A 24,070-nucleotide genomic window follows, 5' to 3' on the forward strand; every position below is an offset into this window, starting at 1 on the left:
TATAACTATGTTAATGTTTTGTTTAAGCATATGTTTTTAATGTTAAACATTTTGTAACTTTGATTATAAGAAAAAAGTAGCTGTGATTTTAAACACCACACATTTAAATAAAGCCCATAAAATTACCATATCAAAATTGGTAGGAAGTTCGTTCTCATTTATTAAATCAATACAAATGGGTGGCATTGGATCTAAGCGCATGATCATTGATAAAGTGAGTCCTAATTTACAGCAATATATTAATAAGGTATCAGATATAAACTATGCAAATATAGAGATGAGACCTAATGGAATATTAATTTATATCAATAAAGGACTTAATAGTTTCACTTGGATTATTCCTTTTTACCATTTAGTTATTTATAAAACCAATGGACTTAGTATTCATGCTCAAGGAAAATATATTAATTTTAAAAATAATAATATGTTTAAGGACAATAAAGTATTTATGTCTAAGCTCATGGATGCTAAAGTAAAATTTGATGAACGTTACAGTTTTCAATTTTAATGTATGAAATTAGATAGTATTACGACAGATAGAATTATAGAAATGGCTTGGGAAGATCGAACCACATTTGAAGCAATTAAGTTTCAATTTGGTTTAAAAGAACAACAAGTTATTGAATTAATGCGCAGAGAAATGAAACCTAAAAGTTTCAAAATGTGGCGTAAACGTGTTCAAGGAAGAAAAACTAAGCACGAAAAATTAAGAGTTTTTCAAGAGGGACGCTTTAAATGTACTAGACAAAAACAAATAACACAAAACTCTATTTCTAAACGATGATTCTTGTTGATTAACAAATTCAAAATTTAGACATTACATAACCCTATTAATAATAAAAATATGGACCTAATAAAAAAAGCCTCAGAATTTGAGCAGCGAAAAATGAAATCGCTTTCAACTAGTGATCGTGTAAAAATTTCACGTGAAGCAAAATCCTTAATATTAGAATTAAATAAGATATATAAGGAAAAGAAAGATGAAAAAATCATGGATACAATGAAACGTATCACTGCAATTAAACGCAAAGTAGAAAAGCGCCTCAAAGGTGCGCCCTTAACAGCATAACATTAAAATTTTATAAATATTAGAGCGTAATAGCAAGCTAAATTAGCTATACTATTACGCTTTTTTTGTAAGCAAACATCTTTAAAATGAACACATATATCGTTATAGGTGGTAGTAAAGGTATAGGCAAAGCCATTATAGAAACCCTTGTTGAGCAAAACAAAATTATTAATATTAGCCGTACAGCACCAGAGCAGGAACATCCAAATCTCACACATTACAACTGTGATATTTTAAATGATGACTTACCAGAAATTGACACGGCAGATGGTTTGGTATATTGCCCAGGAAGCATCAATCTAAAACCTATAAAACGCTTAACTTTAGACGATTTTAGAAACGATTATGAAATTAATGTGATTGGTGCAGTTAAAGCAATACAACACTATTTAGGAATTATTAAAAACAGTAGTAATCCTTCAATTGTATTATTTAGCACAGTTGCTGCAAAATTAGGAATGCCGTTTCATGCCAGTATAGCAGCCGCAAAATCAGGAGTTGAAGGTCTCGTTAAATCCTTAGGGGCAGAATTTGCGACTTCCATTAGGATTAATGCTATTGCGCCTACCGTTACTAATACAGAGCTCGCTTCGAAATTGTTACGCAATGATAAGATGATTGAAAACATTACTGAACGTCACCCAATGAAGAAATTCTTACAACCTAAAGATGTTGCAAATATGGCTGCATTTTTATTATCTGAAAAATCAAACACAATGTCTGGGCAAGTATTTGAAATGGATTGTGGTATCGTAAGTTTTAAATTATAAAATAAATCCATCCAAAATAGTTATCACCATGTTATCTTCAAAAACTTATGCTTCGGAAACATCCAACTACCCTTCCATTTACGATATAAAAATAAATAGCTTAGCTGGTAAACCCTTATCAATTTCAGATTACAAAGGAAAACACATCCTTTTTGTTAATGTAGCTTCCAAATGTGGTTTCACCTCACAATACAGCAAATTGCAAACCCTATATCAAACATATACCGATAATCTTGTAATTATTGGAGTGCCTTGTAATCAATTTGGTTCCCAAGAGCCTGGAGATTCTAAAGCTATTGAATCTTTTTGCCAAATTAATTATGGTGTCACATTTCCTATTACTGAAAAAATAGAGGTCAAAGGCTCTAATCAACACTCATTATACGAATGGTTAACGCAAAAATCTAAGAATGGTGTGAAAAATTCTAAAGTAAAATGGAATTTTCAAAAGTACCTTTTAGATCCTGATGGACGTTTTATTGATTACTACTATTCTATAACATCACCTACAAGTTCAAAAATCACAAAACACTTAAAATAAAAAGATATGTTCGGTTTATTTAAAAAAACAACTGAGGTAGATAAACTTCAAAAAACTTACGAAAAACTCATGAAAGAGTGGCATGCACTATCTACAACCAATAGAGGTGAAAGCGATAAAAAATATGCCGAAGCACAACAAATTCAAGATCAAATTTTGAAACTTCAAAATAAATCTTGATGAAATTCTTTAAGCCATTTATTGTATTTTTAATCATCAACTTTGGAGCCTTAGGTCTTGGAAGTTTACTGATGGCTAATGGCCCTAAAAGTTTATGGTATATTCAGCTTAACAAAGCGCCTTGGACACCAGACGGTTGGGTTTTTGGAGCCGCTTGGAGCATAATTATGATTTTATTTTCGGTATATATGACTTTTCTCTATACGAGGAGAAAAACCAAAAAAGTAGCCGTGATGTTTACTATTCAATTCATTTTAAATGTAAGCTGGAACCTCTTATTTTTTAATCAAAAACTAATTCATGTCGCACTAGTAAATATCACATTGTTAACGATTATAATATGCGCATTTTTAGCCACTTATGCTAAAGATTTAAAATGGAAATCTTTACTTATTGTTCCCTATGTTTTATGGCTGTTTATAGCCACATCCTTAAACCTTTACATTTCCTTACATAATTAAAAGCATATGAAAATTTACCGATTACATAAAAAGCAAAATTTACCTATTTCGATGAACACTGCATGGGATTTTCTATCAGACCCAAATAATTTAAAAACTATTACGCCAGATTATATGGGTTTTCATATTTTATCTGGAGCAGATCGTCCTATGTTTGCTGGTCAAATAATTCAATATATTGTAACACCTGTATTGGGTATAAAAACTAAATGGGTTACAGAAATCACTCATAGTGTAGACCAACACTATTTTGTAGACGAACAACGATTTGGACCATACGCATTATGGCATCACAAACATTTTATTAAAGCGATTGATGGCGGTGTTGAAATGGAAGATATTATTGACTATAAAGTTCCCTTCGGAATCTTAGGTCAACTGGTTCACCCTATACTTGTGAAACCAAAGCTTGAAGAAATTTTTAACTATCGCACGAAAAAACTAGAAGAACTATTTGGAACTTACGACAACTAAAATTTAACAAAACCCATGAAGCAACCTCTAAGTATATTTTGGTTTAGACGCGATTTACGATTAGACGACAATGTTGGATTTTATGAAGCATTAAAAGGTGAACATCCAGTGTTACCTATTTTTATTTTTGATTCTGAAATTTTAGATGATTTACCAAAAGATGATGCACGAGTTACATTTATCTATAACACACTTCAACACATGCGTTCTACACTTCAGGACCAGTATGACAGTAGTATCGCCATGTTTCATGGTAAACCATTAGAAATTTATAAACAATTGGTAAACGAGTATACTATTAGCCATGTGTATACTAATCACGACTATGAGCCCTATGCAATGGAGCGTGACAAAGAAATTGACAACTTTTTAAAAGAGCATAATATAAAATTTCACAGTTTTAAAGATCAGGTGATTTTTGAAAAAAATGAGATTGTTAAAAGTGATGGTGATCCCTACAAAGTGTACACACCATATATGAAATTATGGAAATCTACGTTTAAGGATGTAGACTTAAAAATCTATTACACCAACGACTACCTTGAAAATTTAGTAAAACACTCGCGTTTACCTAATTTGAGTTTAACTGATATTGGATTTAAAACCTCTAATCAAGAGATTGTAAATTATACAGTAACGCCTACCCTTATTCAAGAGTATGAAAATACTCGTAATTTTCCTGCCAAAGATGCTACATCAAAACTAGGACCACATTTACGTTTTGGCACTGTAAGTATCCGTAAAATGGTAAAAAAAGCCATTTCCGAAGACAATGAAATTTTTTGGCAAGAATTAATTTGGAGAGAGTTTTTTATGCAAATCTTATGGCATTTTCCACATACGGCAAAAGACGCATTTAAACCCAAATACGACCGTATAGAATGGCGAAATAACGAAGACGAATTTAAATTATGGTGTGATGGTCAAACTGGCTATCCGCTTGTTGATGCTGGCATGAGACAATTAAATAAAACCGGGTTTATGCATAATAGAGTGCGTATGCTCGTTGGTAGCTTTCTCTGTAAGCATTTACTTATAGATTGGCGTTGGGGAGAAGCCTATTTTGCCGAGAAACTTCATGATTATGACATGGCAAGTAATGTAGGAAACTGGCAATGGGTTGCTGGTTCTGGAGTTGATGCGTCACCATATTTTAGAATTTTTAATCCTACTACACAAATACAGAAGTTTGACAAAGACTTAAAGTACATCCAAAAATGGGTGCCAGAGTTTCAAGAACTCACCTATGCAAAACCTATGGTAGACCATAAAGAAGCTCGCGAGCGCTGTTTAAAGATTTACAAAGAAGCAGTTAGCTAAAAAATATAAGTTTTATAATTGAAATTGTAAGAGTTATTATAAAATCTAGTCATAACATTGAAGATTCCTAACAAAATTATATCTAGTTCATTTTAGTTTACTAAATTACGTTCTTATTCGCGCAAATATTGATGCTCATCGTATAACATATCACTGCAAAATGAAATTTAAAGTATTATTCTTATTAGTTCTAGTTTGTGTAAGTTGTAAAGATGCTACTGAAAATACATTAGATGATTTAAAATCTGATAGGTTTGAATTACTTCCCGAACCTGACAACGCTGAAAAAGAAACGTTTTACAAGCATCTTAGATTAACAAAATTTCTTGAAAACCCAATTGACTTACAGGAATTTAAATTAAAAAAAGGACAGTCCTTGAGTAGTGTTACCAACGGACTTGATTATCATTTTCAACCTGATATAAAAGACGCTTTATTTTATCGTTATGGAGCTTTTCCTTTTCAAAATTCAAAGGATAAAATTGCTCCTATAGATATCATTGTTTTTAAACACGGTATAAACAAACATAATTGGAATGATACCACCGAACTACTTATTGAATTTACAGTTTCTGGAAAAGACGATGATTTAAAGTCGGCAAACCTTGTGGGATTAACGACAACAGAATTGGAATTACAATTTGGTTCAGATTACCAACTTTCAGATAACAAGATGGTGTATACTATGGGAAATAAAGCTTTAATAATCGAACTACAAAATTCTAAAGTCACATGGTTTAAATACATTAAACTAAATACTGAAGATATTACTAATGAATTAATTAAACAGATATTAACCAACACCATAAATCATCACAATAAATAAATAAATAAATAATAGAACCGCAATACTACTTATTAAGATTGCATAAAAAAACCTCGCAAAAGCGAGGTTTTTAAGTATGTTACATTTCCGAAGTGAGACTTTTAATTCCCATCTACACGCGTAATTTTCGCACCAATAGCACGTAAACGCTCGTCTATATTTTCATAACCTCTATCTATTTGCTCAATATTATGAATTGTAGACGTCCCTTTTGCTGATAATGCCGCAATTAATAAGGAAACACCTGCTCTAATATCTGGTGAAGTCATGGTTGTACCTTTAAGCGTCGATTTAAAATCGTGACCAATAACAGTTGCTCTATGTGGATCACAAAGTATGATTTTTGCTCCCATATCAATTAACTTATCTACGAAGAACAAACGACTCTCAAACATTTTTTGATGCACTACAGCACTTCCTCTTGCTTGTGTTAAAACAGTAAGAATAATACTAATTAAATCTGGCGTAAATCCTGGCCATGGTGCATCACTTACTGTAAGTATTGAGCCATCAATGTAATTTGACACTTCATAACCGTTAACATGTGCAGGAATATGAATATCATCTCCTCGTTTTTCAACTGTAATTCCTATTTTTCTAAATACGTTTGGAATTTGACCTAAATCGTCCCAGCTTACATTTGTAATGGTTAATTCACTTTTTGTCATAGCAGCAAGCCCTATCCAGCTTCCAATTTCAATCATATCTGGAAGCATTCTATGCTCTGTTCCTCCTAGAGAGTCTACACCTTCTATGATTAGCATATTAGATCCTACTCCACTTATTTTTGCTCCCATGCGGTTAAGCATTTTACACAATTGTTGCAAATAAGGTTCGCAAGCTGCGTTATAAATGGTGGTTGTTCCTTCTGCTAAAACGGCAGCCATCACAATATTTGCTGTACCTGTAACAGAGGCCTCATCGAGAAGCATGTAGGTTCCTTTTAACTTATTGGCTTCAACACCGTAGAATAAATCTTCTTTATTGTATCTAAATTTGGCTCCTAAATTAATAAACCCTTCAAAGTGTGTGTCTAAACGACGACGACCAATTTTATCGCCTCCAGGTTTTGGTATGTATCCTTTACCAAAACGAGCCAACAAAGGACCAACTATCATGATAGATCCTCTTAATCCTTTTCCGTCTTCCTTAAACTCGGCAGATTCTAAATATTTTAAATTAATATCGTCTGCTTTAAATGTATAAGAGCCTTTACCAACCTTTTCAATTTTAACGCCTAACTTTTTGAGTAAGGCTATTAATTTATTGACGTCAATAATATCTGGGATGTTATCTATCCTTATGTCTTCGGCAGTTAGTAATACTGCACATAATATTTGTAAAGCTTCGTTTTTTGCGCCTTGAGGCTGGATTTTTCCTTTGAGTTGGTGACCTCCTTCAATTTTAAATGTTGCCATGAAGAGTAATTAATAGCGTTTTCTGTTTCGGTTAGAGTTATTTTTTTTGTGATGCGATTTTTTATTATTGGAGTATTTCTTTTTGTTTCGCATTAAAATGGTAGCATCTGTAAGATCTTCTTCACTTCCTTTTAAGTTGATTTTTCCTCCAGATAACTCATATAGATGATTAAAAATCACGGCATCTTCAACAGTATCTTTATTCCAGTTAAGGAAACACTTTTTCATGTGATTAGCAATCGTATATGTTAAAGCTTCTTTTAATTCGCCATCTTCCCAAGTATTGGCCACATCAATCATGGTTTTTATATTGTTTCCGTAGAAACGATATTTAGGAAAGTTTTGAGGATACTTTAAAGGCTCTGGCCTTTCATTTAACTCTTCTTTTGTTGTTGTAGGATAAGGTGAGTCTGCATCTAATTCAAAATCTGAAATAATAAATAATTGATCCCACAATTTATGTTGAAAATCTGGAACATCACGCAAATGCGGTTGCATGTTTCCCATTACATTTATAATGGATTTTGCAACTTTATTACGTTCTTCTTTTGTTGGTAATGCTTTGGCGTAATTAACCATTTTTTGCAAATGTCTTCCATACTCCGGAATAATCAAATGTTCACGCTCTGTGTTGTATTCTATGTCGTCTATCAAAATATAAGTTTGTGTAGTATTTGTGTGTCATGCATGAAGTACTTCTGCATATGTGCAAAATACAAAAAAATACTTATCTCAGGTTCTTTTTTATAAAAGTGACTAATTTTTTTAACATTTAAAGTAAAATTAATGATGTTTTAATCATTTAAGGATGACTTTAAGCTAAATGCTGTTACGAGAAAAGCAAAAAAAGGAAGAACGACAACAACTAATTTTTAGTGAATAGAAATTATGAGAGACGTTTTTATAGCGAAATAACTCCTTCTACTTGATCTGCCACTTCTTTATACTTCGTTATAACTGCATCTGGATCTTTCATTTGTAAATTGATAGATATGCTTGTGTAAGTACCTTTACCCGATTCTTTAGTAGAAATCACAGCCCCTAAATTATCAAATAAATCTTCTATCGTCTTAATTTTTGAAGCTTCTGATGGCACAATAAATTTATAGAGGTATTCTGATGGCCAAGTCGCTGTTTCAGTGAGTTGTTCTTTTAATTTTTTATAAAATTCTTCTGTTTTTTTAGATGTACTCATAATTCTAATTTCCCTGTGTATCTTCTAGTGTGTTCTAAAACAAAGATACGGTTTCCTTTGTAGTTTACATTCTATTTTTCACAGCTTTTTAACAGTTTTTACTTCGGAAATATGATCGCGTCACACGTTGTGATTTTAAAATAAAATGAGTTACAAAGCATCTTCAAGCTTTAAAGATTCGCAACGGAAGTATTAGGTATAAAAAAAGCGACCTGAATTTCAGGTCGCTTTTTGTAAATATTAAAATTTCCGAAGAACTTAATACTAGATTAGTTTTCTACTATCGTTAGTTCGTCAACAATATGCTTAGCGTTTGAGTATTTATCAATTAACCAAAGTACATATCTAATGTCTACGTTAATGGTACGTTGTAAATCTTTATCAAAGATAACGTCTCCAGCCATAGCTTCAATGTTACCATCAAAAGCTAAACCTATTAATTCTCCTTTTCCGTTAATTACTGGTGAACCAGAATTTCCTCCTGTGATATCGTTATCTGTTAAGAAATTTACAGGTAATTGGCCACGTTCGTTAGCATAACGACCATAATCTTTTTTCTCATAGATATCTAACATACTTTGGTCTAAATCAAACTCACTATCGTTTGGCTTATACTTTTTAATCATCCCTTGAAAGGTAGTATAGTTATTCTCATTAGCATCGTTTCTTTTATCTGCTGGTAAAGCTCTTACTTTACCGTAAGATAAACGCAATGTAGAGTTTGCATCTGGATATTGAATAGCGCTTAAACCAGACTCACGTAAACCTTGAACTAAGAGTCTATATGACTTTTCAAAATCATTTTCTGGTTGTACTAAACTTTCAGGACTTTCTCTATATTTATCTAATAATTGAGTTGATAATTTTAATAAAGGATCACTATCTAAAATAGCTTGATCTGGATATTGTAAATATGCCTCAACACCTTCTTGAGACGTAAATATACTTAACTCAAATGCTGCTTTTGTAAATGCTGTAAAGTCGTTATTATTAGCTTTACCAATTTCTGCTACCATCTCTGGTAATGGATAGTTAGATTTTGAAGCTAATAAGCCTAATTGCTTAGCAAATACTTCTTCTTCTAAAGGCATGTAGTAATCTTTGTAAGAATCTGCAATTACAGCTTGTAATCTTGGCAACATATTTTTACGTTCTGCTTCGTTAGCTCCTGTATATTGTTTTAAAGCAGCACCTAAACGGTAAGGTAAAATAGCAAATTTACTAGAGCGTAATATGCCTAATAAGTAGTTTCTTTGTTGTACTTGATCATTAGTTAATGCATAATAGCTATTAATGTTTTCAATCACATTTCCGTAGGTATCTCTATTTGCTTTTTTCTTTGCCCACTTTTGAAATTTATTTTCGGTTTTTGTCTTTTTCTCAACCGTTTCATGCTCAGTTAAAGCTGTAATCATACCACCTCTATTTTTCCAATAGTTTGCAATACCAGCATAAGCAGAAGCATACATTAATCGTACTTCATCACTTTGATCCATGTATTTTTTCATCACATCCATACTTAATTTAGAGCCTTCAACCCAAGCAGGATATGCATATTTTACATTTTGCTCAACACCTTGAGCTGGCATCCAACGGTTGGTACGTCCTGGATATCCTAAAATCATAGCAAAATCGTTTTCTTTAACACCATTAATATTTACTGGTAAATGGTATTTTGCTTTTAATGGTACGTTAGCTGTAGAATATTCTGCTGGCTGACCATTTTCATCGGCATAAACTCTAAATAAAGAAAAATCACCAGTATGTCTTGGCCATTCCCAGTTATCTGTATCTCCACCGTATTTACCTACGTTTTCTGGAGGTGTACCTACTAAACGAACATCATTATAATCTTCATAAACAAAGTAGTAAAACTCATTACCTTGATAGAAAGAACGTACAGAAACGGTATACTTTCCACCTTCGTTATTTTCTTGTTCAATTTTAGCAATCTCTTTGTTAATTGTTGCTTGACGTTCTTTTTCGCTCATGTTATCATTTACAAGCGATAAAATACGTTTAGAAACATCATCCATTCTCACAAAAAAGCGAACGTATAGGCTTTCAGGCTTCATTTCTTCTTTCATTGAACCTGCCCAAAATCCGTTTTTCAAGTGATTTTGTTCTGCTGTAGATAATTCTGCAATGGCACTATAACCACAGTGATGGTTTGTAAGTACCAGTCCGCTATCTGACACAATACTCGCAGTACAACCACCATTAAATTGCACAATAGCATCTTTTAAACTTTGATTATTTATACTGTAAATTTCTTCGGGAGTTAATTGTAAACCCATGGCTTGCATATCACGTTGATTTAAACGCTCTATATGCATTAAAAACCACATACCTTCATCTGCCATTGCCGACGACAATGCGAAAATAAAAGCAAAAATTGTAAGGACTAATTTCTTCATATTTTATTGTTTTTTTTATAGGCATAAAATTACGACTTAAAGTACTTTTTATGACTTCGGAAATGTTAAAAAAACCTTAATTCAGGAGTTATGGAGACGATTAAAAGTAATCATTGAGATGCAACAGTTTAACAAAATTCCCCTAATTTTAAACTAGAAACCTTAATATTTCCCACTTACAATGGTATTCGTTAAATTTACAGCCTAAACATTGCCAAATTGAACACAAAAAAAATTGTTATTACTGGTGGACCAGGAACAGGAAAATCATCAATTATAAATGAATTAATCTCTAGAGACTATACATGTTTTGAAGAAGTTTCGAGACAAGTCACTTTAGAAGCTAGACAAAACGGTGTTGAACAACTTTTTTTAACAGAACCACTGTTATTTAGTGAGCTACTTTTAAAAGCGAGAACGCAACAGTATATTGATACTACAACCACAAAGAAAGAGATAGTATTTTTAGACAGAGGTTTACCAGATGTTTTAGCCTATATGGATTATGCCAAAAGTGATTATCCGCAACATTTTACAGATGTTTGCAATACACATAGTTATGATAAGGTATTTGTATTGGCGCCATGGCAAGAGATTTTTGTAAGTGATAGTGAACGCTATGAAAATTTTGATCAAGCTGTAGAGATTCACCACTCTCTATTAGACACATACCAACGTTTTGGTTATGAATTAATTGATGTTCCTTTTGATAGCATTGCCAATAGAGCTACTTTTATTTTAGACCATTTAAAACTCTAGATGGCGCATCCCATAAACATATTAGAACAATACTGGAATCACACGTCATTTAGACCATACCAAGAAGAGATTATTAATTCGGTTTTAGAACATAATGACACCTTTGCGTTGTTACCAACAGGTGGAGGAAAATCTATATGCTTCCAAATTCCTGCGCTTATACAAGACGGTATTTGTATTGTGATTTCACCTTTGGTGGCCTTGATGAAAGATCAAGTGAATAGTCTCAAAGAAAAAGGGATTAAAGCCATGGCAATTACCAGTGGTATAAAATATAGTGAGTTGGATACACTTCTTGATAATTGTATCTACGGAAATTATAAATTTTTATACCTCTCGCCCGAACGATTACAACAAGACATCGTTAAGCAACGTATAGAGCAAATGAACGTCAATCTCATTGCTGTTGATGAAGCGCATTGTATTAGTCAATGGGGAAATGATTTTAGACCAGCTTATAAAAACATAACCATTTTAAGACAGCTTCAACCGCATGTAAATGTCATTGCTTTAACTGCAACAGCAAAACCAGAGGTTATTGAAGAAACGATTAAAGCATTAGACTTTATTGCACCTAAGGTTTTTAAAGCCTCTTTTACTAGACCTAATATCTCATATCAAGTTTTACATAGTGAAGATAAAATCTATGATTTAGAGCAACAGTTAAAAACACACCAAGGCTCCTCTATAATTTATGTGAGAAGTAGGAAAATGAGTATCCAAATCCATAATATTTTAGAGAAAAAAGGCTTTAGCTCAACATTTTTTCATGGTGGAATTCCAACTAAAGATAAAACTGACCGACTTAACCAATGGATGCATAACCAAAAAGAAATTATGGTTGCCACAACGGCTTTTGGTATGGGAATTGACAAACCCGATGTTAAAACCGTTATACATATTAATTTACCCGAAAGTCTAGAAAGTTATTACCAAGAAGCAGGTCGTGTTGGACGAAATAATGAAGATGCTTTTGCTATTTTACTAACTAACAAATCTGATGAACAGGCTTTAAAGAATCAGTTTCTAAAAAGTTTGCCTACTCTAGAAGAACTTAAATTGATGTATAGAAAGCTCTGTAACTATTTTCAAATCTCTTATGGAGAAGGTGAGCAAACCACACATCACTTTAGCTTTAGTAATTTTTGTACAACTTATCAATTTAAAAGCTCTAAAGCATTTAATGCACTTCAGTTATTAGATAGAAATAGTATTATTAAATTATCTCAACAATTTAATTATAAAACCAAACTTCAGTTTATTGTTAGTAATGCGAGCCTGTTTTCATATATAGAGACGCACTCGCCATACAATATTGTCATCAAAACTATTTTGAGAACTTATGGTGGCATTTTTGAACATCAATTAGCTATAAATTTAACATTAATAGCAAATAAATCTTCGGTTTCTGAAAAACAAATCATTGCCATTTTACATCAATTACATAAAGATGGTATTGTAGATTTTTTATATTCTAATACAGACTCTGAGGTCTTGTTTTTGCAACCCAGAGAAGACGATAAAACAATTAATAGAATTGCAAACGTAGTAGAACATCAACAACAATTAAAACGCACACAAATAGATGCTGTTTTACAATACATAGCTAATAATGATGTTTGTAAAAATAAACAGCTTCTACACTACTTTGGTGAAACCACTAAGACCAATTGCGGTAGTTGCTCAGTGTGCATGAAAAATAATATTTCCGAAGAGAACAAAGACATAAAAACTATAATTACACAAATTATTTTAGCCTTAGAGCACCAGCCAATGAGTTCTAGACAATTAGCACTACAATTGGCGCTTACCAAAGAGACTGTTTTAGAAACATTACAGCTACTTTTAGAGCGTGAGATTATAGAATTAACAGTTGGGAACAGCTATAAAATAAAACAAACATGAGAGATCCATTAAAAATAGTATTTATGGGTACGCCAGATTTTGCGGTTGCTACCTTAAAAACATTAGTAGACAATAACTATGATGTGGTTGGAGTAATCACAGCTCCTGATAAACCTGCAGGTCGCGGAAGAAAACTAAACGAATCTGCTGTAAAGAAATATGCTGTAGCGCAAAATTTAACCGTTTTGCAACCCACAAACCTCAAACATCCAGATTTTTTAAAAGCGCTTGATACTTTAAATGCAAATCTTCAAATTATTGTAGCCTTTAGAATGTTACCAAAGGTGGTTTGGGATATGCCAAAATATGGGACGTTTAATTTACACGCTTCTCTTCTACCAAATTATAGAGGTGCAGCTCCAATACATTGGGCTATTGTAAACGGAGAAAAGGTAACAGGTGTTACTACATTTTTTATTGACGAAAAAATTGATACAGGAGCTATTATATTACAAGAAGCTATTGCTGTGCTAGATAATGAAACTGTTGGCACATTACATGATAAATTAATGGAATTAGGAAGTCATTTAGTTATTAAAACGGTAGACTTAATTCAAGAAGGTGAAGTTAAAACGACTATACAGCCAAAAATAGACGATTTAAAAACAGCTTATAAACTTAATAAGGATAATTGTAAAATTGATTGGACATTAGATTTAGACACCATTTATAATAAAATACGCGGTTTAAATCCGTTTCCTGCTGCTTGGTGTTATTTAGAAAACAATAATGAACAACTAAGTATTAAAATTTTTGGAATAGAAAAAGAGGCATATTCTCATAATTTAGAACCTGGAACCCTAGACATATCAAAACAAGCATTAAAAGTTGCTGTTAAAGGAGGTTTTATTATCATAAATGAAATTCAACTTCCAGGAAAGCGAAAAATGGATGTAAAATCTTTACGCAATGGATATGAATTTAACAAGACGGCAAAAATGCTCTAAAACCCTTATATACATTGATATAATGGAAAAACCCGATGAAATACATTCCTTTATTAACAAATAGTCTAAGTTATTAACAAATATCCGTATTTCCCTTGCTATTACTTGCGTAGATGGATTATACGTATAATTTTGTGTATGGATTTAACAAAAAAGGTTAACCCAACTATTTTTTTAACAATTTAAAATATAATTTTATGAACAAAACAGATTTAATCAACGGAATGGCTGAAAATGCTGGAATTACCAAAGCAGCAGCTAAGAAAGCATTAGATTCATTATTAGTTGATATCGAAGGTTCTTTACAAAAAGGTAACAGAGTATCTTTAGTAGGATTCGGTTCTTGGTCAGTTTCTAGAAGATCTGCAAGAGAAGGAAGAAACCCTCAAACAGGAAAAACGATTCAGATTAAAGCGAAAAACGTAGTAAAGTTTAAAGCTGGTTCTGATTTAAGTGGTGCTGTAAACTAGTATTTCTTAAAATAGATTACGAAAAGCTCACTTTAAAAGTGGGCTTTTTTGATGATATTATATTACATAATAACACTTTTTGTAGGTTTTTAACAAAATATGTCATAGTTTTAGTTTAGATATCACAATATGATGATTACTTCAAAGCCCAAAAAAGGACATCTTTTAATTGCCGAACCTTCCATTATAGGAGACATATCCTTTAATAGGTCTGTTATATTATTAGCAGATAATAATAAAGAAGGCTCTATTGGTTTTATTTTAAATAAACCTTTAGACTATACACTTCATGATCTTATCCCAGAAACCAAAGCTAATTTCAAAGTTCACAATGGAGGTCCTGTAGAACAAGACAATTTATACTTTATACATCAAGTACCAGAGCTCATACCTGACAGTATAGAAATCTCTAATGGTGTATTTTGGGGAGGCAATTTTGAAATCGTATTAGAATTACTAAAAACCAATAGTTTAAAAGACTCAGATATTCGGTTTTTTCTTGGGTATTCTGGATGGGAACCCGACCAACTTGATCATGAATTAGCATCTAACGCTTGGATTGTCTCTGAGAACATTTATAAAAACCAACTCATAGACAAATGCTGTGGTACCTTTTGGAAAGAAAAAATGTTAGAACTAGGAGGCGATTATTCTCTATGGTCTAATGCACCAGAAAACCCTAGTTATAACTAACCACTAAGACAACCTCAACTTCGTATTTAGACGTTTCAAAATATCTTCGGAAATTTTAGTATCGAATCCCTTTTTGCGATATTTTAAAATAGGTTGAATTCCAACGATAACATTAGTGATAAATAACTCATCAGCTTTTTGAAGTTCAAAAGGAGAAATTGAAGTTTCTTCAATTGTATAATCACCAGAATTAACAATGACTTCAATAATTTGTTTTCTCATGATTCCATTTAAGCAACCATCTTCAATAGGAGGCGTTTTTATATGCTCTCCAGATACAAGAAATAAATTACCATTTAAAGCCTCAACCACACTTTTATTAGTATTTAGCAACAAACAATTATCAAGTAAATTCTCTTGAGCATAAATACTACCAAGTACATTAATAGCCTTATTGTTCGTTTTTAAAGTTGATAATAAGCCAGGAGCCACAAAATAATCTTTGTACAAGTCTACCAAATAATGTTCATCTTTAGGAATGGTATAAAAATCAAGTGCTGCTTTTTCTACAACAATGGCGTAGTTAATCGTTTTGTGTATTGGAAGATATTTACCTAAATCTCCTCTATCAACATTAAGCCTAACTCTTGCTGTAGATTTTGCTAAACCATTAACGTTAATTGTTTTTAAAATTTCTTGCTCAAGAAATTCCATTGTAAAGTTCATTGGTATATCCATGCGCATAATACGCATAGAAGCCATTAATCTAAAGTAATGATCTTCCCAAAATAAAATTTTGCCATGTACTACTTTGAGGGTTTCAAATAAAGCATCACCATATTTATAACCTCTATTTTCCGAAGAAACAAAAGGTGTATTTTCAACAAGTTCACCGTTAAAATTTATCATAAAAAAAGTCTCGATTTTTAGTCGAGACAAATATAAAATTAATAAAAGATATGACGTCTAGGCAGAACCTAAAACTTGCTTCAAACTTGAAATTTGATTCGTCCAAAGCATTTTTACTTCTTCTATTTCATCATCTTCAGCAAAATCTGTTACCATGATAGATACATCTTTCGTGATTTCATCAACCTGTATTTTAATTTCAAAATAGTTAGATGAGCCATCTTCATCATCTTCTAGCCATCTAAACTTAATACGTTCACCACTTTTTTTACTTAATAGTTTGGCTGTTTCTTCACTTCCATCCCACATAAACTTAAATAATTCTCCACGAGAATTAACATTATCAGCAAACCATTCAGATAAACCTGAAGGTGTTGATATATATTGATATAAAAGTTGAGGCGATGCATGAATTACGAACTCCATCTCAATTTTAACTTTGTCTTCCATAGGTATAATATTATGTTGTCAATATATACAATTAAAGTTGAGTTTTATACTAAATACGAAAAAAAATAATTTGATCATTTTATGTTTGCTCACATTAATATTGTTTTTATATTTGCACCCTCATAAAGGTAGCCTTTGCTACTTATGTTATGATTATGGCGAGGTAGCTCAGTTGGTTAGAGCGTTGGATTCATAACCCAGAGGTCACGAGTTCAAATCTCGTTCTCGCTACAACTCTTAATTAGTTACAATCAAACGGTTTAGTTCACTCTAAACCGTTTTTTTATGATTACATTTAACGACTTTATTACTAATGAACACGATTTAGAACACGATTCGGAACACGATTTGGCACACAAAAAAGATTTTTCACCTCCTAAAATTTACAACGCGAATGGCGATTTAACTAAGCGTTGGTATGTTTATTTTTCTTATCGCGATCCTAAAAGCGGCAAACTTGTTCGTCAAAAAAATATTTATGGAACGGCTAATTCCTTTAAAACAAAGGAAGATCGACTTGCTTTGCTCTCTCGTTATAGGAGACGATTATTAAAATTACTTCAGCAAGGTTTTAATCCAACTATTGATAATACTGAATATTATCATTTTCAGTTAAATGAAAAGAAAAAAGCTGATACTTTGAACACGAAAGTGAACACAGCTCCAAAAAAGCCAGAAAAACAACTAGAAAAGCGACTAGAAGAGCAACCAGAGACAACCGTTACTAGTGTTGAAGAAGTAGGCATGCCAACGAGAGAAGCTCTTGATTATAGTTTAAAAATTAAAGAAAAACAGATAAGTAGTAGATCATTGAAAGATTATGAGTACTCAACAAATAGTTTAGTAAAGTGGTTAGCAGACCATAGACCAAAAATTAAAACGATACAACAGGTTGATAAAAAAGCTATGTTAGATTATTTAAATGCTGTTTTAATAAGATCGAGTGCTAGAAATCGAAATAATTACCGACTCAACCTGAGTAGCCTTTTTCAAACCTTAGAAGATAATGAAGTCATTAATTCTAATCCTGTTAAAAAGATTCCTGCGTTACGTAGTATTCCGAAGAGAAATAAATCATACACTAGTGAAGAGCATATCAAAATATTTAATTACTTAAAAAGTGAAGATCCTATCCTACTACTCTACATAAAATTTATAAGCTATAATTTATTACGACCTGTAGAAGTATGTAGGTTGAGAGTTAAAGATGTTAATATTAAGGACAAAACATTACAGTTTAAAGCAAAGAATAGTCCGTTGAAGATAAAACTCATTCCTAAAATCATATTAGATGAGTTGCCAGATTTATCGAAATTAAAACCAGATGCATTTTTATTTACTCCAATAAAAATTGGTGGAGAATGGGACACTACAGATATTAATAAAAGTAATTATTTCTCTAAACGTTTTAAAACTGTTGTGAAGGATCACTTTAAATTAGATAAAGATCAAACCTTATATAGTTTTAGACATACTTTCATTACAATCTTATACCAATCTCTTGTAAAAAACTCAACACCTCATGCTGCGAAAAGTGAATTGATGGGAATTACTGGACATTCTACAATGACTGCATTAGAAAAGTATTTAAGAGATATTGACGCTGTTTTACCTAAGGATTATTCTAAACATTTGAATCATGACTAATATCTCTCAAATTATTGTTAAGAATCTAACAAAATGCTATATATTTTATTTGCCTAGGACTATACAGCCTACGGTTGAAGGTTCTTATTTAAAAAATATTATACCTGATGAGGGTTACGATTCAATTCTATTTTATGATAACCAAGGAAAATCAATGACCTCTGGTATTGAAGACATCATCTTAATCAATATTTTAGGTAAAGAGCGTATTTTGAAAATGAATTTAGTCACATTATTAGAAGCACAATCTTCGATTAGTAAGGCTGCTTTTAATATCATTTTAGAAGACTATCAAAATCAAATAGAATTGCATAAAAATGCGACCTCTTGGATGTATGAGAATATCAAGGTTGTTTTTCCAAATATTGAGGATGTATTTATTAGCGCATTTAAAATTCAAGCCAATCATTTTAATGTCCATTGCTCTCAAATACATGAACATTTTCGCTTTATCAAACAGGAAGATAAAGTTTTAAAACATTTAAAGTCTACATCATTTAGTTCGGAAGTTAAGTCGGTAAAACTAGATCAATTACAATTTCAAAAACCACAGAACCCAACTTCAACTTCAATTTCAACTTCAACTCCTATTTCAATTCCGAAGAAAAAAAGAGTGATTACTGATGAAGAAATAGATGCGTTTTTGTTGGAATCAGTTTTTAGTGTCAAATTGTAAATTATATAGCATAATAGTGTTGCTAATTGTTGTAATTTGAAGTAAAATGATTAATTTAGCATAAAACAAACGTTTATTTTACGCAAAAATGGAAGACACAAAATTTTACACTTGTGCGTATTGTTATAAGGAATTTGAGCCAAAACGACGTCGTGTACAGAAATATTGTAGCGATACTTGTAGATCTAAAGCCTATCATTCTCGTAAAACAAAAGTGCAATCTCCAGATTCTAAATCGGCAGAACTCACTGTTCCAAATGATATCCCTACTCCGAAAAGAGAAAACATGTCTATGGCTGGTGTTGGAAATGCTGCTGCCGGAACTTTGGCTGCAAACGCCATAAAATCACTCTTGACTAAAGAGTCTAATAAACCTGCAACAAAGGGTGATTTAACTCAACTATTAGAAAAACTGAATAACAGGTATCATTTGGTAACTAATATGCAACCTAATTTTAGAGGTGAATATCCGTATTATGATTTGGTGGATGGTGTTTTGGTTTATTTGAGAGTTAATTCTTGAATAAAAACATCAATACTTTTAATTAATCACTTCATTCTGCGTCCCGATTCTAAAACAGGTCTCTTCACCTAGATATTGCGGATTACCATGCTTCTCTGACCAAAAGCCTTCTAAGATATCTTGAGATATACATTTATAAACAACAACACCTTTGAAAACGGCATCGTTATCTCCTACATAATTAAAATTAATGACTAATATATTGTTTTTGAAAAAACCGTTTCCAAATTGTATTTGACTGTTGTTAATGAGCCATTCTGCATTGACACGAAGGTTTTCGTCTAGGCTCAAGGTTAGTGTTCCTTTGTAGGTAGATGATTCTTCGTTTTGGTTAATTCCTTTGATGTTGTAGGTTCCTGGGAGTTGGGTTATTTGCATTTGTTCTGTCGCTTTTATATCCTCAATAAGTCATTTAATGTATTATTTCTATTATCTCAACTAATTCAACATATTTTTCAGGCATACCAATTTCTTCGAAATAATTTTCTACTAAATATGGTGGAAATCCTCTAATTTCGGAATACGTCAAATTTGATATTTTTAAAAACTCTTGAAGCTGAGGAATATGCTTTATCTGATAACTTAATTTCTTATGGTGCATTCCTGGCAACATTGCAATATGCTTTTGTTTTATTGGATGTAATATTTGCCATTTCTTATCTGTCCATTTATCCATAGCTATTATCACATCTCCCATTGTTGGGTATTTAGGTAAGTTTAGAAACTTTTGATATTTATTTTTAAATGTATTTCTACTGGTACCAAAAAATTTATAGACTAATTCATTATCAATTATATCTGGAATATACTCATCCAATTTATTTGAAATCTCTTCAATAGTAATTGTTTTATGAGGTCTGTCAGGAGAAATATCTAACCAATTGGACTTATACATTGCATAGATTAATGCGTTTCGTGTAGAATTAAACTTATCTCCAAATACACCTCCACAAATGAAAACCGAAAGCATTTGCCCTCGGTTTTTCCAACGATGTCCAGGCTGCATTAAAACCTGCTCAAATTCTACTATTGTAAGTTGATTCCTTTTTGGCACTACTTTATTTAGTTTTAGAATTTCTTGCCGCAGCACTTGTTGCTCTGGCTGCAAATGAACCCTTAGAAACTGATCCGTTCCCTGATTTTGCCGTTGCACTTGTAATTCTTGAGGCAGCGCTTGTTGTCATTTTTGATTTACTCATTTTATTATAATTTAAAAGTTTATAAGGCAAATTTATATTAGTTAAATTATACATTTCTAGATATTGACGTTTTGTAAGATATTTAGAACTTTTACAATGTAATTTGTATGAAAACTATCCTTTATTCTTGACTTATTTATACTTCTTAAAATTCTCTGCCTGTTCAAAAATTTCTTTAAAAACCTCATCTTTTGTAATTGGAGGATACCCATTTTCTGCTAGCAGAATTATTAAGTCTACTTTTAGTTCTGCCTTGATATCATCCCGTTGGTTCCAGTCTGTGTATTTTGTTTTATCATCTACTACTTTTTTCACTTCTTTAGCCAAGTGAATTAATTTTTCTTCTGGATAATCAAAATCATATTTATGCGCAATGGCTTTTAGTATATCATAGAATGCTTTTTCTTCAAAGTTAATACCCATATCTTGAAATGATTCTTTTTCTTTTCTCATTTCATGATACAAGTCTATAATCTCGTCTGTAAAATCTTCAAGCACGTTACTTTGCAATATATCCTGCTCACTGCGCTCATTATATTTATCGACTATACTTTTAAACTTTTTAGAGAAGTCAACCCCTTGCATTTTATTGGTTTTCTTTAGCGCATCAATAGCTTTTAATAATAACTGTTGTAGTAATTTAATTTTGGTGTTTGGCAGTTTAATTTTTTCAATTTTTGCCAAATAGGCTTCATCAAAAATATCTATTTCTGTTTGTTGGTCATCGCCCAATTTAAAAATCTCTTCTACACCATCGCTTAACAAGGCTTCTTTAATCATTTCACGCACTCTTGCGTTCATTTGTGCTGTATCTGGCGCATTACCTTTTGTAAGTTTAAAAACGATAGAACGAATGGCTAAATAAAAGTGAATATGGTCTTTTTGAAGCTCTGTAAATGCATTGGCACCACAACAAATATCATAAGCTGCTTTTAAGCGTTTTACAATATTCATAAAACGTGTTTCTATATTTTTTGTACGCTGTACAAACTCTGCTCCTTTATTTAAGCACTCTAATTGTTTACTGCCTTCTCCTGAAAAATAATTGGTAGCATCAAATTTATGAAACAATCTAGCCAGCAAATCTAATTGGTCTTTAACCACTACAATGGAAGTTTGAATGTCTTCAAAATTCTGGCCATCTACAGCAGAATACTGCTTTAAGGCTAGATTCATTTGTTTTTTAAAGCCAATATAATCTACTACCAAACCTTTAGATTTAGACTTATACTTTCTGTTGACTCTAGAAATGGTTTGTATTAAATTATGTTGTTGTATGGGTTTGTCAATATACATGGTATCTAAAAATGGCACATCAAAACCAGTTAACCACATATCTACCACAATAGCAATTTTAAAATTAGACTTTTCGCTTTTAAATTGTCTATCTAATTCTTTTCTATCGTCTTTTGTACCCAGTAAATCGTACATTTCTTTTGGGTCGTCTTTACCACGCGTCATTATCATTTTAATGCGCTCCATAGGTTTTATCTCCTTTTTCTCTTTTTCGGTAAGTGTGGAGCCCTCTTCAAACGCTTTTACTTCTGCCCATTCTGGACGTAAAGCAATAATTTCTTTATATAAATGAAATGCTATGGGTCTAGAGCTACACACAAACAAGGATTTCCCTTTTAGGGTTGCGCCTTCTGTTATTCTGGTTTCATAATGTTTTACAAAATCTTCTGCAACTGCTTTTAAACGATCTGGATCGCCAATAATAGCGTTCATGTTAGCAGACGCTTTTTTACTTTCTTCTATTTGATAATCATTAGCACCTTCCTCTGCGCACAATCTATAATACTCTTCTATTTCGTATAATTTCTTATTCTCTAATAACACTTTAGCAGCTCTACCTTCATACACAATACGAACCGTAATTTCATCTTTTTCAGATTCTGTCATGGTGTAAGAATCGATGATATCTCCAAACACATTTAATGTAGCATCAATTGGTGTACCTGTAAAACCAACATAAGTTGCATTTGGTAAGGAATCGTGCAAATATTTTGCAAAACCGTAGGTCTTTTTTACACCATCTTCGGTTACTGTAACTTTTTGGTCTAGGTTTATTTGGCTACGGTGTGCTTCGTCTGAAATACAAATAACATTTGTTCTATCGGTTAGTACATCTAAGTCTTCTGTAAATTTGTGTATGGTAGTTAAAAATACGCCACCACTTTTACGGTTTTGAAGCAATTCTTTTAATTCGCTTCTGCTTTGTACTCTAATAATATTATTATCGCCAACATATTCTTTAGCATTCGTAAATTGCCCTGATAACTGGTCGTCTAAATCTGTACGGTCTGTAATAATTATAAGTGTTGGGCTTTTAAAATGTGGACTTCTCATTAAAAGTCTTGACAAAAACAACATGGTGTAACTTTTACCACAACCTGTAGCACCAAAGTAAGTACCTCCTTTACCATCTCCTTTTGGTTTTTGGTGTTGCTTTATATTTTCTAACAACTTTGTTGCTGCATAGTATTGCGGATAACGACAAACAATTTTTAACTCGTGTTTGTTAGAATCTGGAAAGTATATAAAGTTATGTATTACCTCACGAAGTCTGTTTTTATTAAACAAACCTTGTATCATGGTGTACATACTATTTATACCATCTACTTCCTTGTCTACACCCAATACTTTACGCCATGCATAATAAAACTCGTAGTTAGAAAAAAACGAGCCCATTTTACTGTTAACACCATCACTAATCACGCAAAATGCATTGTATTTAAAAAGCTCTGGAATATCGCGTCTGTACCGTGTGGTTAATTGCACATAGGCATCATGTATGGTTGTATTTTCACGTATTGCTGTTTTAAACTCAAAGACTACTAAAGGTAAACCATTTATGTACAAAATACCATCTGGAATACGCTTTTCGTACCCATAAATTTCTAATTGGTTTACTATTTTGTAAGTGTTGTTATCTAACTTGGAATAATCTACAAGATGAATATATAAGTCTTTTTTAGAACGGTCTTCTCGCTCTAACTGAAAGCCATTACATACCAATTTCATGATTTGTTTGTTAGATTCATATAGATCAGAAGCACTAAAAACTTCTAACTTTCTAATGATACTTTGTATCTCATTATCGGTTAGGTTATCGCTTTCATATTGGCTTTGTAAATAGTTCTTTATATCGGCTTTTATAAGTACTTCACTATCACCACGAACAATGGTATTTCCTAACACATGAGGAATCCTTTCGTTACCTAATAACTCTATAAAAACGTTTTCTAATTGTGCTTCTGTGAATTTGCTCATTTTAACTA

28 protein-coding genes and 1 tRNA gene are annotated in these 24,070 nt (G+C 32.1%); 19 read left to right on the forward strand and 10 right to left on the reverse strand.

Features of this window, described 5'->3' with window-relative positions:
• The first annotated feature begins 82 nt into the window (after positions 1 to 82).
• From TD29_RS12150 to TD29_RS12195, 10 genes are all read left to right on the forward strand, one after another.
• Complete coding sequence (locus TD29_RS12150; RefSeq protein WP_040280993.1) at positions 83 to 508, forward strand: hypothetical protein; 426 nt, start codon at positions 83 to 85, stop codon at positions 506 to 508.
• A 3-nt stretch (positions 509 to 511) separates the two neighbouring features.
• Complete coding sequence (locus TD29_RS12155) at positions 512 to 784, forward strand: TIGR03643 family protein (RefSeq protein ID WP_040280994.1); 273 nt, start codon at positions 512 to 514, stop codon at positions 782 to 784.
• A 60-nt stretch (positions 785 to 844) separates the two neighbouring features.
• Positions 845 to 1,069 (forward strand): hypothetical protein, encoded by a 225-nt coding sequence (locus TD29_RS12160; protein ID WP_040280995.1) that lies wholly within the window; start codon positions 845 to 847, stop codon positions 1,067 to 1,069.
• Positions 1,070 to 1,155: 86 nt separating this feature from the next.
• Positions 1,156 to 1,839, forward strand: a complete 684-nt coding sequence (locus TD29_RS12165) for an SDR family NAD(P)-dependent oxidoreductase (RefSeq protein WP_040280997.1) — start codon at positions 1,156 to 1,158, stop codon at positions 1,837 to 1,839.
• A 28-nt stretch (positions 1,840 to 1,867) separates the two neighbouring features.
• On the forward strand, positions 1,868 to 2,380 hold the full coding sequence (locus TD29_RS12170) for a glutathione peroxidase (protein WP_040280998.1): 513 nt from the start codon (positions 1,868 to 1,870) through the stop codon (positions 2,378 to 2,380).
• A 6-nt stretch (positions 2,381 to 2,386) separates the two neighbouring features.
• Entirely contained in the window at positions 2,387 to 2,560 is a 174-nt protein-coding gene (locus TD29_RS18380) for a Lacal_2735 family protein (protein WP_040280999.1), read from the forward strand.
• Entirely contained in the window at positions 2,560 to 3,021 is a 462-nt protein-coding gene (locus TD29_RS12180; protein ID WP_040281000.1) for a TspO/MBR family protein, read from the forward strand. The genes TD29_RS18380 and TD29_RS12180 overlap by 1 nt, the downstream gene beginning before the upstream one ends.
• A gap of 6 nt (positions 3,022 to 3,027) precedes the next feature.
• Positions 3,028 to 3,495 carry an SRPBCC family protein gene (locus tag TD29_RS12185; RefSeq protein WP_040281001.1) on the forward strand — a complete coding sequence of 156 codons (468 nt, stop codon included), beginning with the start codon at positions 3,028 to 3,030 and terminating at the stop codon, positions 3,493 to 3,495.
• Between the two features lie 15 nt (positions 3,496 to 3,510).
• Positions 3,511 to 4,815 carry a cryptochrome/photolyase family protein gene (locus TD29_RS12190; protein WP_040281003.1) on the forward strand — a complete coding sequence of 435 codons (1,305 nt, stop codon included), beginning with the start codon at positions 3,511 to 3,513 and terminating at the stop codon, positions 4,813 to 4,815.
• Positions 4,816 to 4,975: 160 nt separating this feature from the next.
• Positions 4,976 to 5,641: a hypothetical protein gene (locus TD29_RS12195; protein WP_040281004.1), complete on the forward strand. Its 666-nt coding sequence runs from the start codon at positions 4,976 to 4,978 to the stop codon at positions 5,639 to 5,641.
• A 101-nt stretch (positions 5,642 to 5,742) separates the two neighbouring features.
• Here TD29_RS12195 and murA read toward each other — a convergent pair whose 3' ends face one another.
• The 4 genes from murA to TD29_RS12215 all read right to left on the reverse strand — a co-directional run bounded on the left by murA (position 5,743) and on the right by TD29_RS12215 (position 10,671).
• On the reverse strand, positions 5,743 to 7,059 hold the full coding sequence (gene murA / locus TD29_RS12200) for a UDP-N-acetylglucosamine 1-carboxyvinyltransferase (RefSeq protein WP_040281005.1): 1,317 nt from the start codon (positions 7,057 to 7,059) through the stop codon (positions 5,743 to 5,745).
• Between the two features lie 9 nt (positions 7,060 to 7,068).
• A complete protein-coding gene (locus tag TD29_RS12205; RefSeq protein WP_040281006.1) occupies positions 7,069 to 7,713 on the reverse strand; it encodes a DUF4290 domain-containing protein in 645 nt (214 codons plus the stop codon).
• Positions 7,714 to 7,960: 247 nt separating this feature from the next.
• Positions 7,961 to 8,254: a YbeD family protein gene (locus tag TD29_RS12210; RefSeq protein WP_040281008.1), complete on the reverse strand. Its 294-nt coding sequence runs from the start codon at positions 8,252 to 8,254 to the stop codon at positions 7,961 to 7,963.
• Between the two features lie 269 nt (positions 8,255 to 8,523).
• Entirely contained in the window at positions 8,524 to 10,671 is a 2,148-nt protein-coding gene (locus TD29_RS12215; protein WP_040281010.1) for a S46 family peptidase, read from the reverse strand.
• A gap of 219 nt (positions 10,672 to 10,890) precedes the next feature.
• On the opposite strand from TD29_RS12215, the gene TD29_RS12220 reads away from it, so the two are divergent.
• The 5 genes from TD29_RS12220 to TD29_RS12240 all read left to right on the forward strand — a co-directional run bounded on the left by TD29_RS12220 (position 10,891) and on the right by TD29_RS12240 (position 15,445).
• Positions 10,891 to 11,430 carry an AAA family ATPase gene (locus TD29_RS12220; protein WP_040281012.1) on the forward strand — a complete coding sequence of 180 codons (540 nt, stop codon included), beginning with the start codon at positions 10,891 to 10,893 and terminating at the stop codon, positions 11,428 to 11,430.
• Complete coding sequence (locus TD29_RS12225; protein WP_040281013.1) at positions 11,431 to 13,335, forward strand: RecQ family ATP-dependent DNA helicase; 1,905 nt, start codon at positions 11,431 to 11,433, stop codon at positions 13,333 to 13,335. It abuts the gene before it with no gap.
• Positions 13,332 to 14,282, forward strand: coding sequence for a methionyl-tRNA formyltransferase (gene fmt, locus TD29_RS12230; RefSeq protein ID WP_174435344.1), 951 nt, complete (start codon positions 13,332 to 13,334; stop codon positions 14,280 to 14,282). Before TD29_RS12225 ends, fmt begins: the two co-directional genes overlap by 4 nt.
• A gap of 197 nt (positions 14,283 to 14,479) precedes the next feature.
• A complete protein-coding gene (locus tag TD29_RS12235) occupies positions 14,480 to 14,752 on the forward strand; it encodes an HU family DNA-binding protein (protein WP_040281014.1) in 273 nt (90 codons plus the stop codon).
• A 132-nt stretch (positions 14,753 to 14,884) separates the two neighbouring features.
• On the forward strand, positions 14,885 to 15,445 hold the full coding sequence (locus TD29_RS12240; RefSeq protein WP_040281015.1) for a YqgE/AlgH family protein: 561 nt from the start codon (positions 14,885 to 14,887) through the stop codon (positions 15,443 to 15,445).
• 3 nt (positions 15,446 to 15,448) lie between these two features.
• Here the strand turns inward: TD29_RS12240 and TD29_RS12245 are convergent, their stop codons facing one another.
• Positions 15,449 to 16,294 carry an aminotransferase class IV gene (locus TD29_RS12245; RefSeq protein ID WP_040281016.1) on the reverse strand — a complete coding sequence of 282 codons (846 nt, stop codon included), beginning with the start codon at positions 16,292 to 16,294 and terminating at the stop codon, positions 15,449 to 15,451.
• 57 nt (positions 16,295 to 16,351) lie between these two features.
• Positions 16,352 to 16,744 (reverse strand): START-like domain-containing protein, encoded by a 393-nt coding sequence (locus TD29_RS12250; protein WP_040281017.1) that lies wholly within the window; start codon positions 16,742 to 16,744, stop codon positions 16,352 to 16,354.
• A gap of 157 nt (positions 16,745 to 16,901) precedes the next feature.
• On the opposite strand from TD29_RS12250, the gene TD29_RS12255 reads away from it, so the two are divergent.
• The 4 genes from TD29_RS12255 to TD29_RS12270 all read left to right on the forward strand — a co-directional run bounded on the left by TD29_RS12255 (position 16,902) and on the right by TD29_RS12270 (position 19,590).
• A tRNA-Met gene (locus tag TD29_RS12255) sits at positions 16,902 to 16,975 on the forward strand.
• 54 nt (positions 16,976 to 17,029) lie between these two features.
• Positions 17,030 to 18,391: a tyrosine-type recombinase/integrase gene (locus tag TD29_RS12260; RefSeq protein ID WP_040281018.1), complete on the forward strand. Its 1,362-nt coding sequence runs from the start codon at positions 17,030 to 17,032 to the stop codon at positions 18,389 to 18,391.
• Positions 18,384 to 19,067 carry a hypothetical protein gene (locus tag TD29_RS12265; protein ID WP_040281019.1) on the forward strand — a complete coding sequence of 228 codons (684 nt, stop codon included), beginning with the start codon at positions 18,384 to 18,386 and terminating at the stop codon, positions 19,065 to 19,067. Before TD29_RS12260 ends, TD29_RS12265 begins: the two co-directional genes overlap by 8 nt.
• 88 nt (positions 19,068 to 19,155) lie before the next feature.
• On the forward strand, positions 19,156 to 19,590 hold the full coding sequence (locus tag TD29_RS12270) for a hypothetical protein (RefSeq protein WP_040281020.1): 435 nt from the start codon (positions 19,156 to 19,158) through the stop codon (positions 19,588 to 19,590).
• Positions 19,591 to 19,608: 18 nt separating this feature from the next.
• Here the strand turns inward: TD29_RS12270 and TD29_RS12275 are convergent, their stop codons facing one another.
• The 4 genes from TD29_RS12275 to TD29_RS12290 form a co-directional block, all read right to left on the reverse strand.
• Positions 19,609 to 19,968, reverse strand: a complete 360-nt coding sequence (locus tag TD29_RS12275; RefSeq protein WP_040281021.1) for a hypothetical protein — start codon at positions 19,966 to 19,968, stop codon at positions 19,609 to 19,611.
• Positions 19,969 to 20,002: 34 nt separating this feature from the next.
• Positions 20,003 to 20,644 carry a hypothetical protein gene (locus TD29_RS12280; RefSeq protein ID WP_152611509.1) on the reverse strand — a complete coding sequence of 214 codons (642 nt, stop codon included), beginning with the start codon at positions 20,642 to 20,644 and terminating at the stop codon, positions 20,003 to 20,005.
• A gap of 4 nt (positions 20,645 to 20,648) precedes the next feature.
• A complete protein-coding gene (locus tag TD29_RS18700; RefSeq protein WP_162835821.1) occupies positions 20,649 to 20,789 on the reverse strand; it encodes a hypothetical protein in 141 nt (46 codons plus the stop codon).
• Between the two features lie 132 nt (positions 20,790 to 20,921).
• Positions 20,922 to 24,062: a type I restriction endonuclease subunit R gene (locus TD29_RS12290; RefSeq protein WP_040281025.1), complete on the reverse strand. Its 3,141-nt coding sequence runs from the start codon at positions 24,060 to 24,062 to the stop codon at positions 20,922 to 20,924.
• Positions 24,063 to 24,070 lie beyond the last annotated feature (8 nt).

The organism is Psychroserpens damuponensis, from assembly GCF_000826655.1.
Classification (GTDB): Bacteria; Bacteroidota; Bacteroidia; order Flavobacteriales; family Flavobacteriaceae; genus Psychroserpens; species Psychroserpens damuponensis.

Excerpts from the sequence above, each read along its gene's own strand:
- TD29_RS12155 (WP_040280994.1), top strand. The coding sequence starts at position 512 with ATGAAATTAGATAGTATTACGACAGATAGAATTATAGAAATGGCTTGG.
- TD29_RS12160 (WP_040280995.1), top strand. The coding sequence starts at position 845 with ATGGACCTAATAAAAAAAGCCTCAGAATTTGAGCAGCGAAAAATGAAA.
- TD29_RS12165 (WP_040280997.1), top strand. The coding sequence starts at position 1,156 with ATGAACACATATATCGTTATAGGTGGTAGTAAAGGTATAGGCAAAGCC.
- TD29_RS12170 (WP_040280998.1), top strand. The coding sequence starts at position 1,868 with ATGTTATCTTCAAAAACTTATGCTTCGGAAACATCCAACTACCCTTCC.
- TD29_RS18380 (WP_040280999.1), top strand. The coding sequence starts at position 2,387 with ATGTTCGGTTTATTTAAAAAAACAACTGAGGTAGATAAACTTCAAAAA.
- TD29_RS12180 (WP_040281000.1), top strand. The coding sequence starts at position 2,560 with ATGAAATTCTTTAAGCCATTTATTGTATTTTTAATCATCAACTTTGGA.
- TD29_RS12185 (WP_040281001.1), top strand. The coding sequence starts at position 3,028 with ATGAAAATTTACCGATTACATAAAAAGCAAAATTTACCTATTTCGATG.
- TD29_RS12190 (WP_040281003.1), top strand. The coding sequence starts at position 3,511 with ATGAAGCAACCTCTAAGTATATTTTGGTTTAGACGCGATTTACGATTA.
- TD29_RS12195 (WP_040281004.1), top strand. The coding sequence starts at position 4,976 with ATGAAATTTAAAGTATTATTCTTATTAGTTCTAGTTTGTGTAAGTTGT.
- murA (WP_040281005.1), bottom strand. The coding sequence starts at position 7,059 with ATGGCAACATTTAAAATTGAAGGAGGTCACCAACTCAAAGGAAAAATC.
- TD29_RS12210 (WP_040281008.1), bottom strand. The coding sequence starts at position 8,254 with ATGAGTACATCTAAAAAAACAGAAGAATTTTATAAAAAATTAAAAGAA.
- TD29_RS12215 (WP_040281010.1), bottom strand. The coding sequence starts at position 10,671 with ATGAAGAAATTAGTCCTTACAATTTTTGCTTTTATTTTCGCATTGTCG.
- TD29_RS12225 (WP_040281013.1), top strand. The coding sequence starts at position 11,431 with ATGGCGCATCCCATAAACATATTAGAACAATACTGGAATCACACGTCA.
- fmt (WP_174435344.1), top strand. The coding sequence starts at position 13,332 with ATGAGAGATCCATTAAAAATAGTATTTATGGGTACGCCAGATTTTGCG.
- TD29_RS12235 (WP_040281014.1), top strand. The coding sequence starts at position 14,480 with ATGAACAAAACAGATTTAATCAACGGAATGGCTGAAAATGCTGGAATT.
- TD29_RS12240 (WP_040281015.1), top strand. The coding sequence starts at position 14,885 with ATGATTACTTCAAAGCCCAAAAAAGGACATCTTTTAATTGCCGAACCT.
- TD29_RS12245 (WP_040281016.1), bottom strand. The coding sequence starts at position 16,294 with ATGATAAATTTTAACGGTGAACTTGTTGAAAATACACCTTTTGTTTCT.
- TD29_RS12250 (WP_040281017.1), bottom strand. The coding sequence starts at position 16,744 with ATGGAAGACAAAGTTAAAATTGAGATGGAGTTCGTAATTCATGCATCG.
- TD29_RS12260 (WP_040281018.1), top strand. The coding sequence starts at position 17,030 with ATGATTACATTTAACGACTTTATTACTAATGAACACGATTTAGAACAC.
- TD29_RS12265 (WP_040281019.1), top strand. The coding sequence starts at position 18,384 with ATGACTAATATCTCTCAAATTATTGTTAAGAATCTAACAAAATGCTAT.
- TD29_RS12270 (WP_040281020.1), top strand. The coding sequence starts at position 19,156 with ATGGAAGACACAAAATTTTACACTTGTGCGTATTGTTATAAGGAATTT.
- TD29_RS12275 (WP_040281021.1), bottom strand. The coding sequence starts at position 19,968 with ATGCAAATAACCCAACTCCCAGGAACCTACAACATCAAAGGAATTAAC.
- TD29_RS18700 (WP_162835821.1), bottom strand. The coding sequence starts at position 20,789 with ATGAGTAAATCAAAAATGACAACAAGCGCTGCCTCAAGAATTACAAGT.
- TD29_RS12290 (WP_040281025.1), bottom strand. The coding sequence starts at position 24,062 with ATGAGCAAATTCACAGAAGCACAATTAGAAAACGTTTTTATAGAGTTA.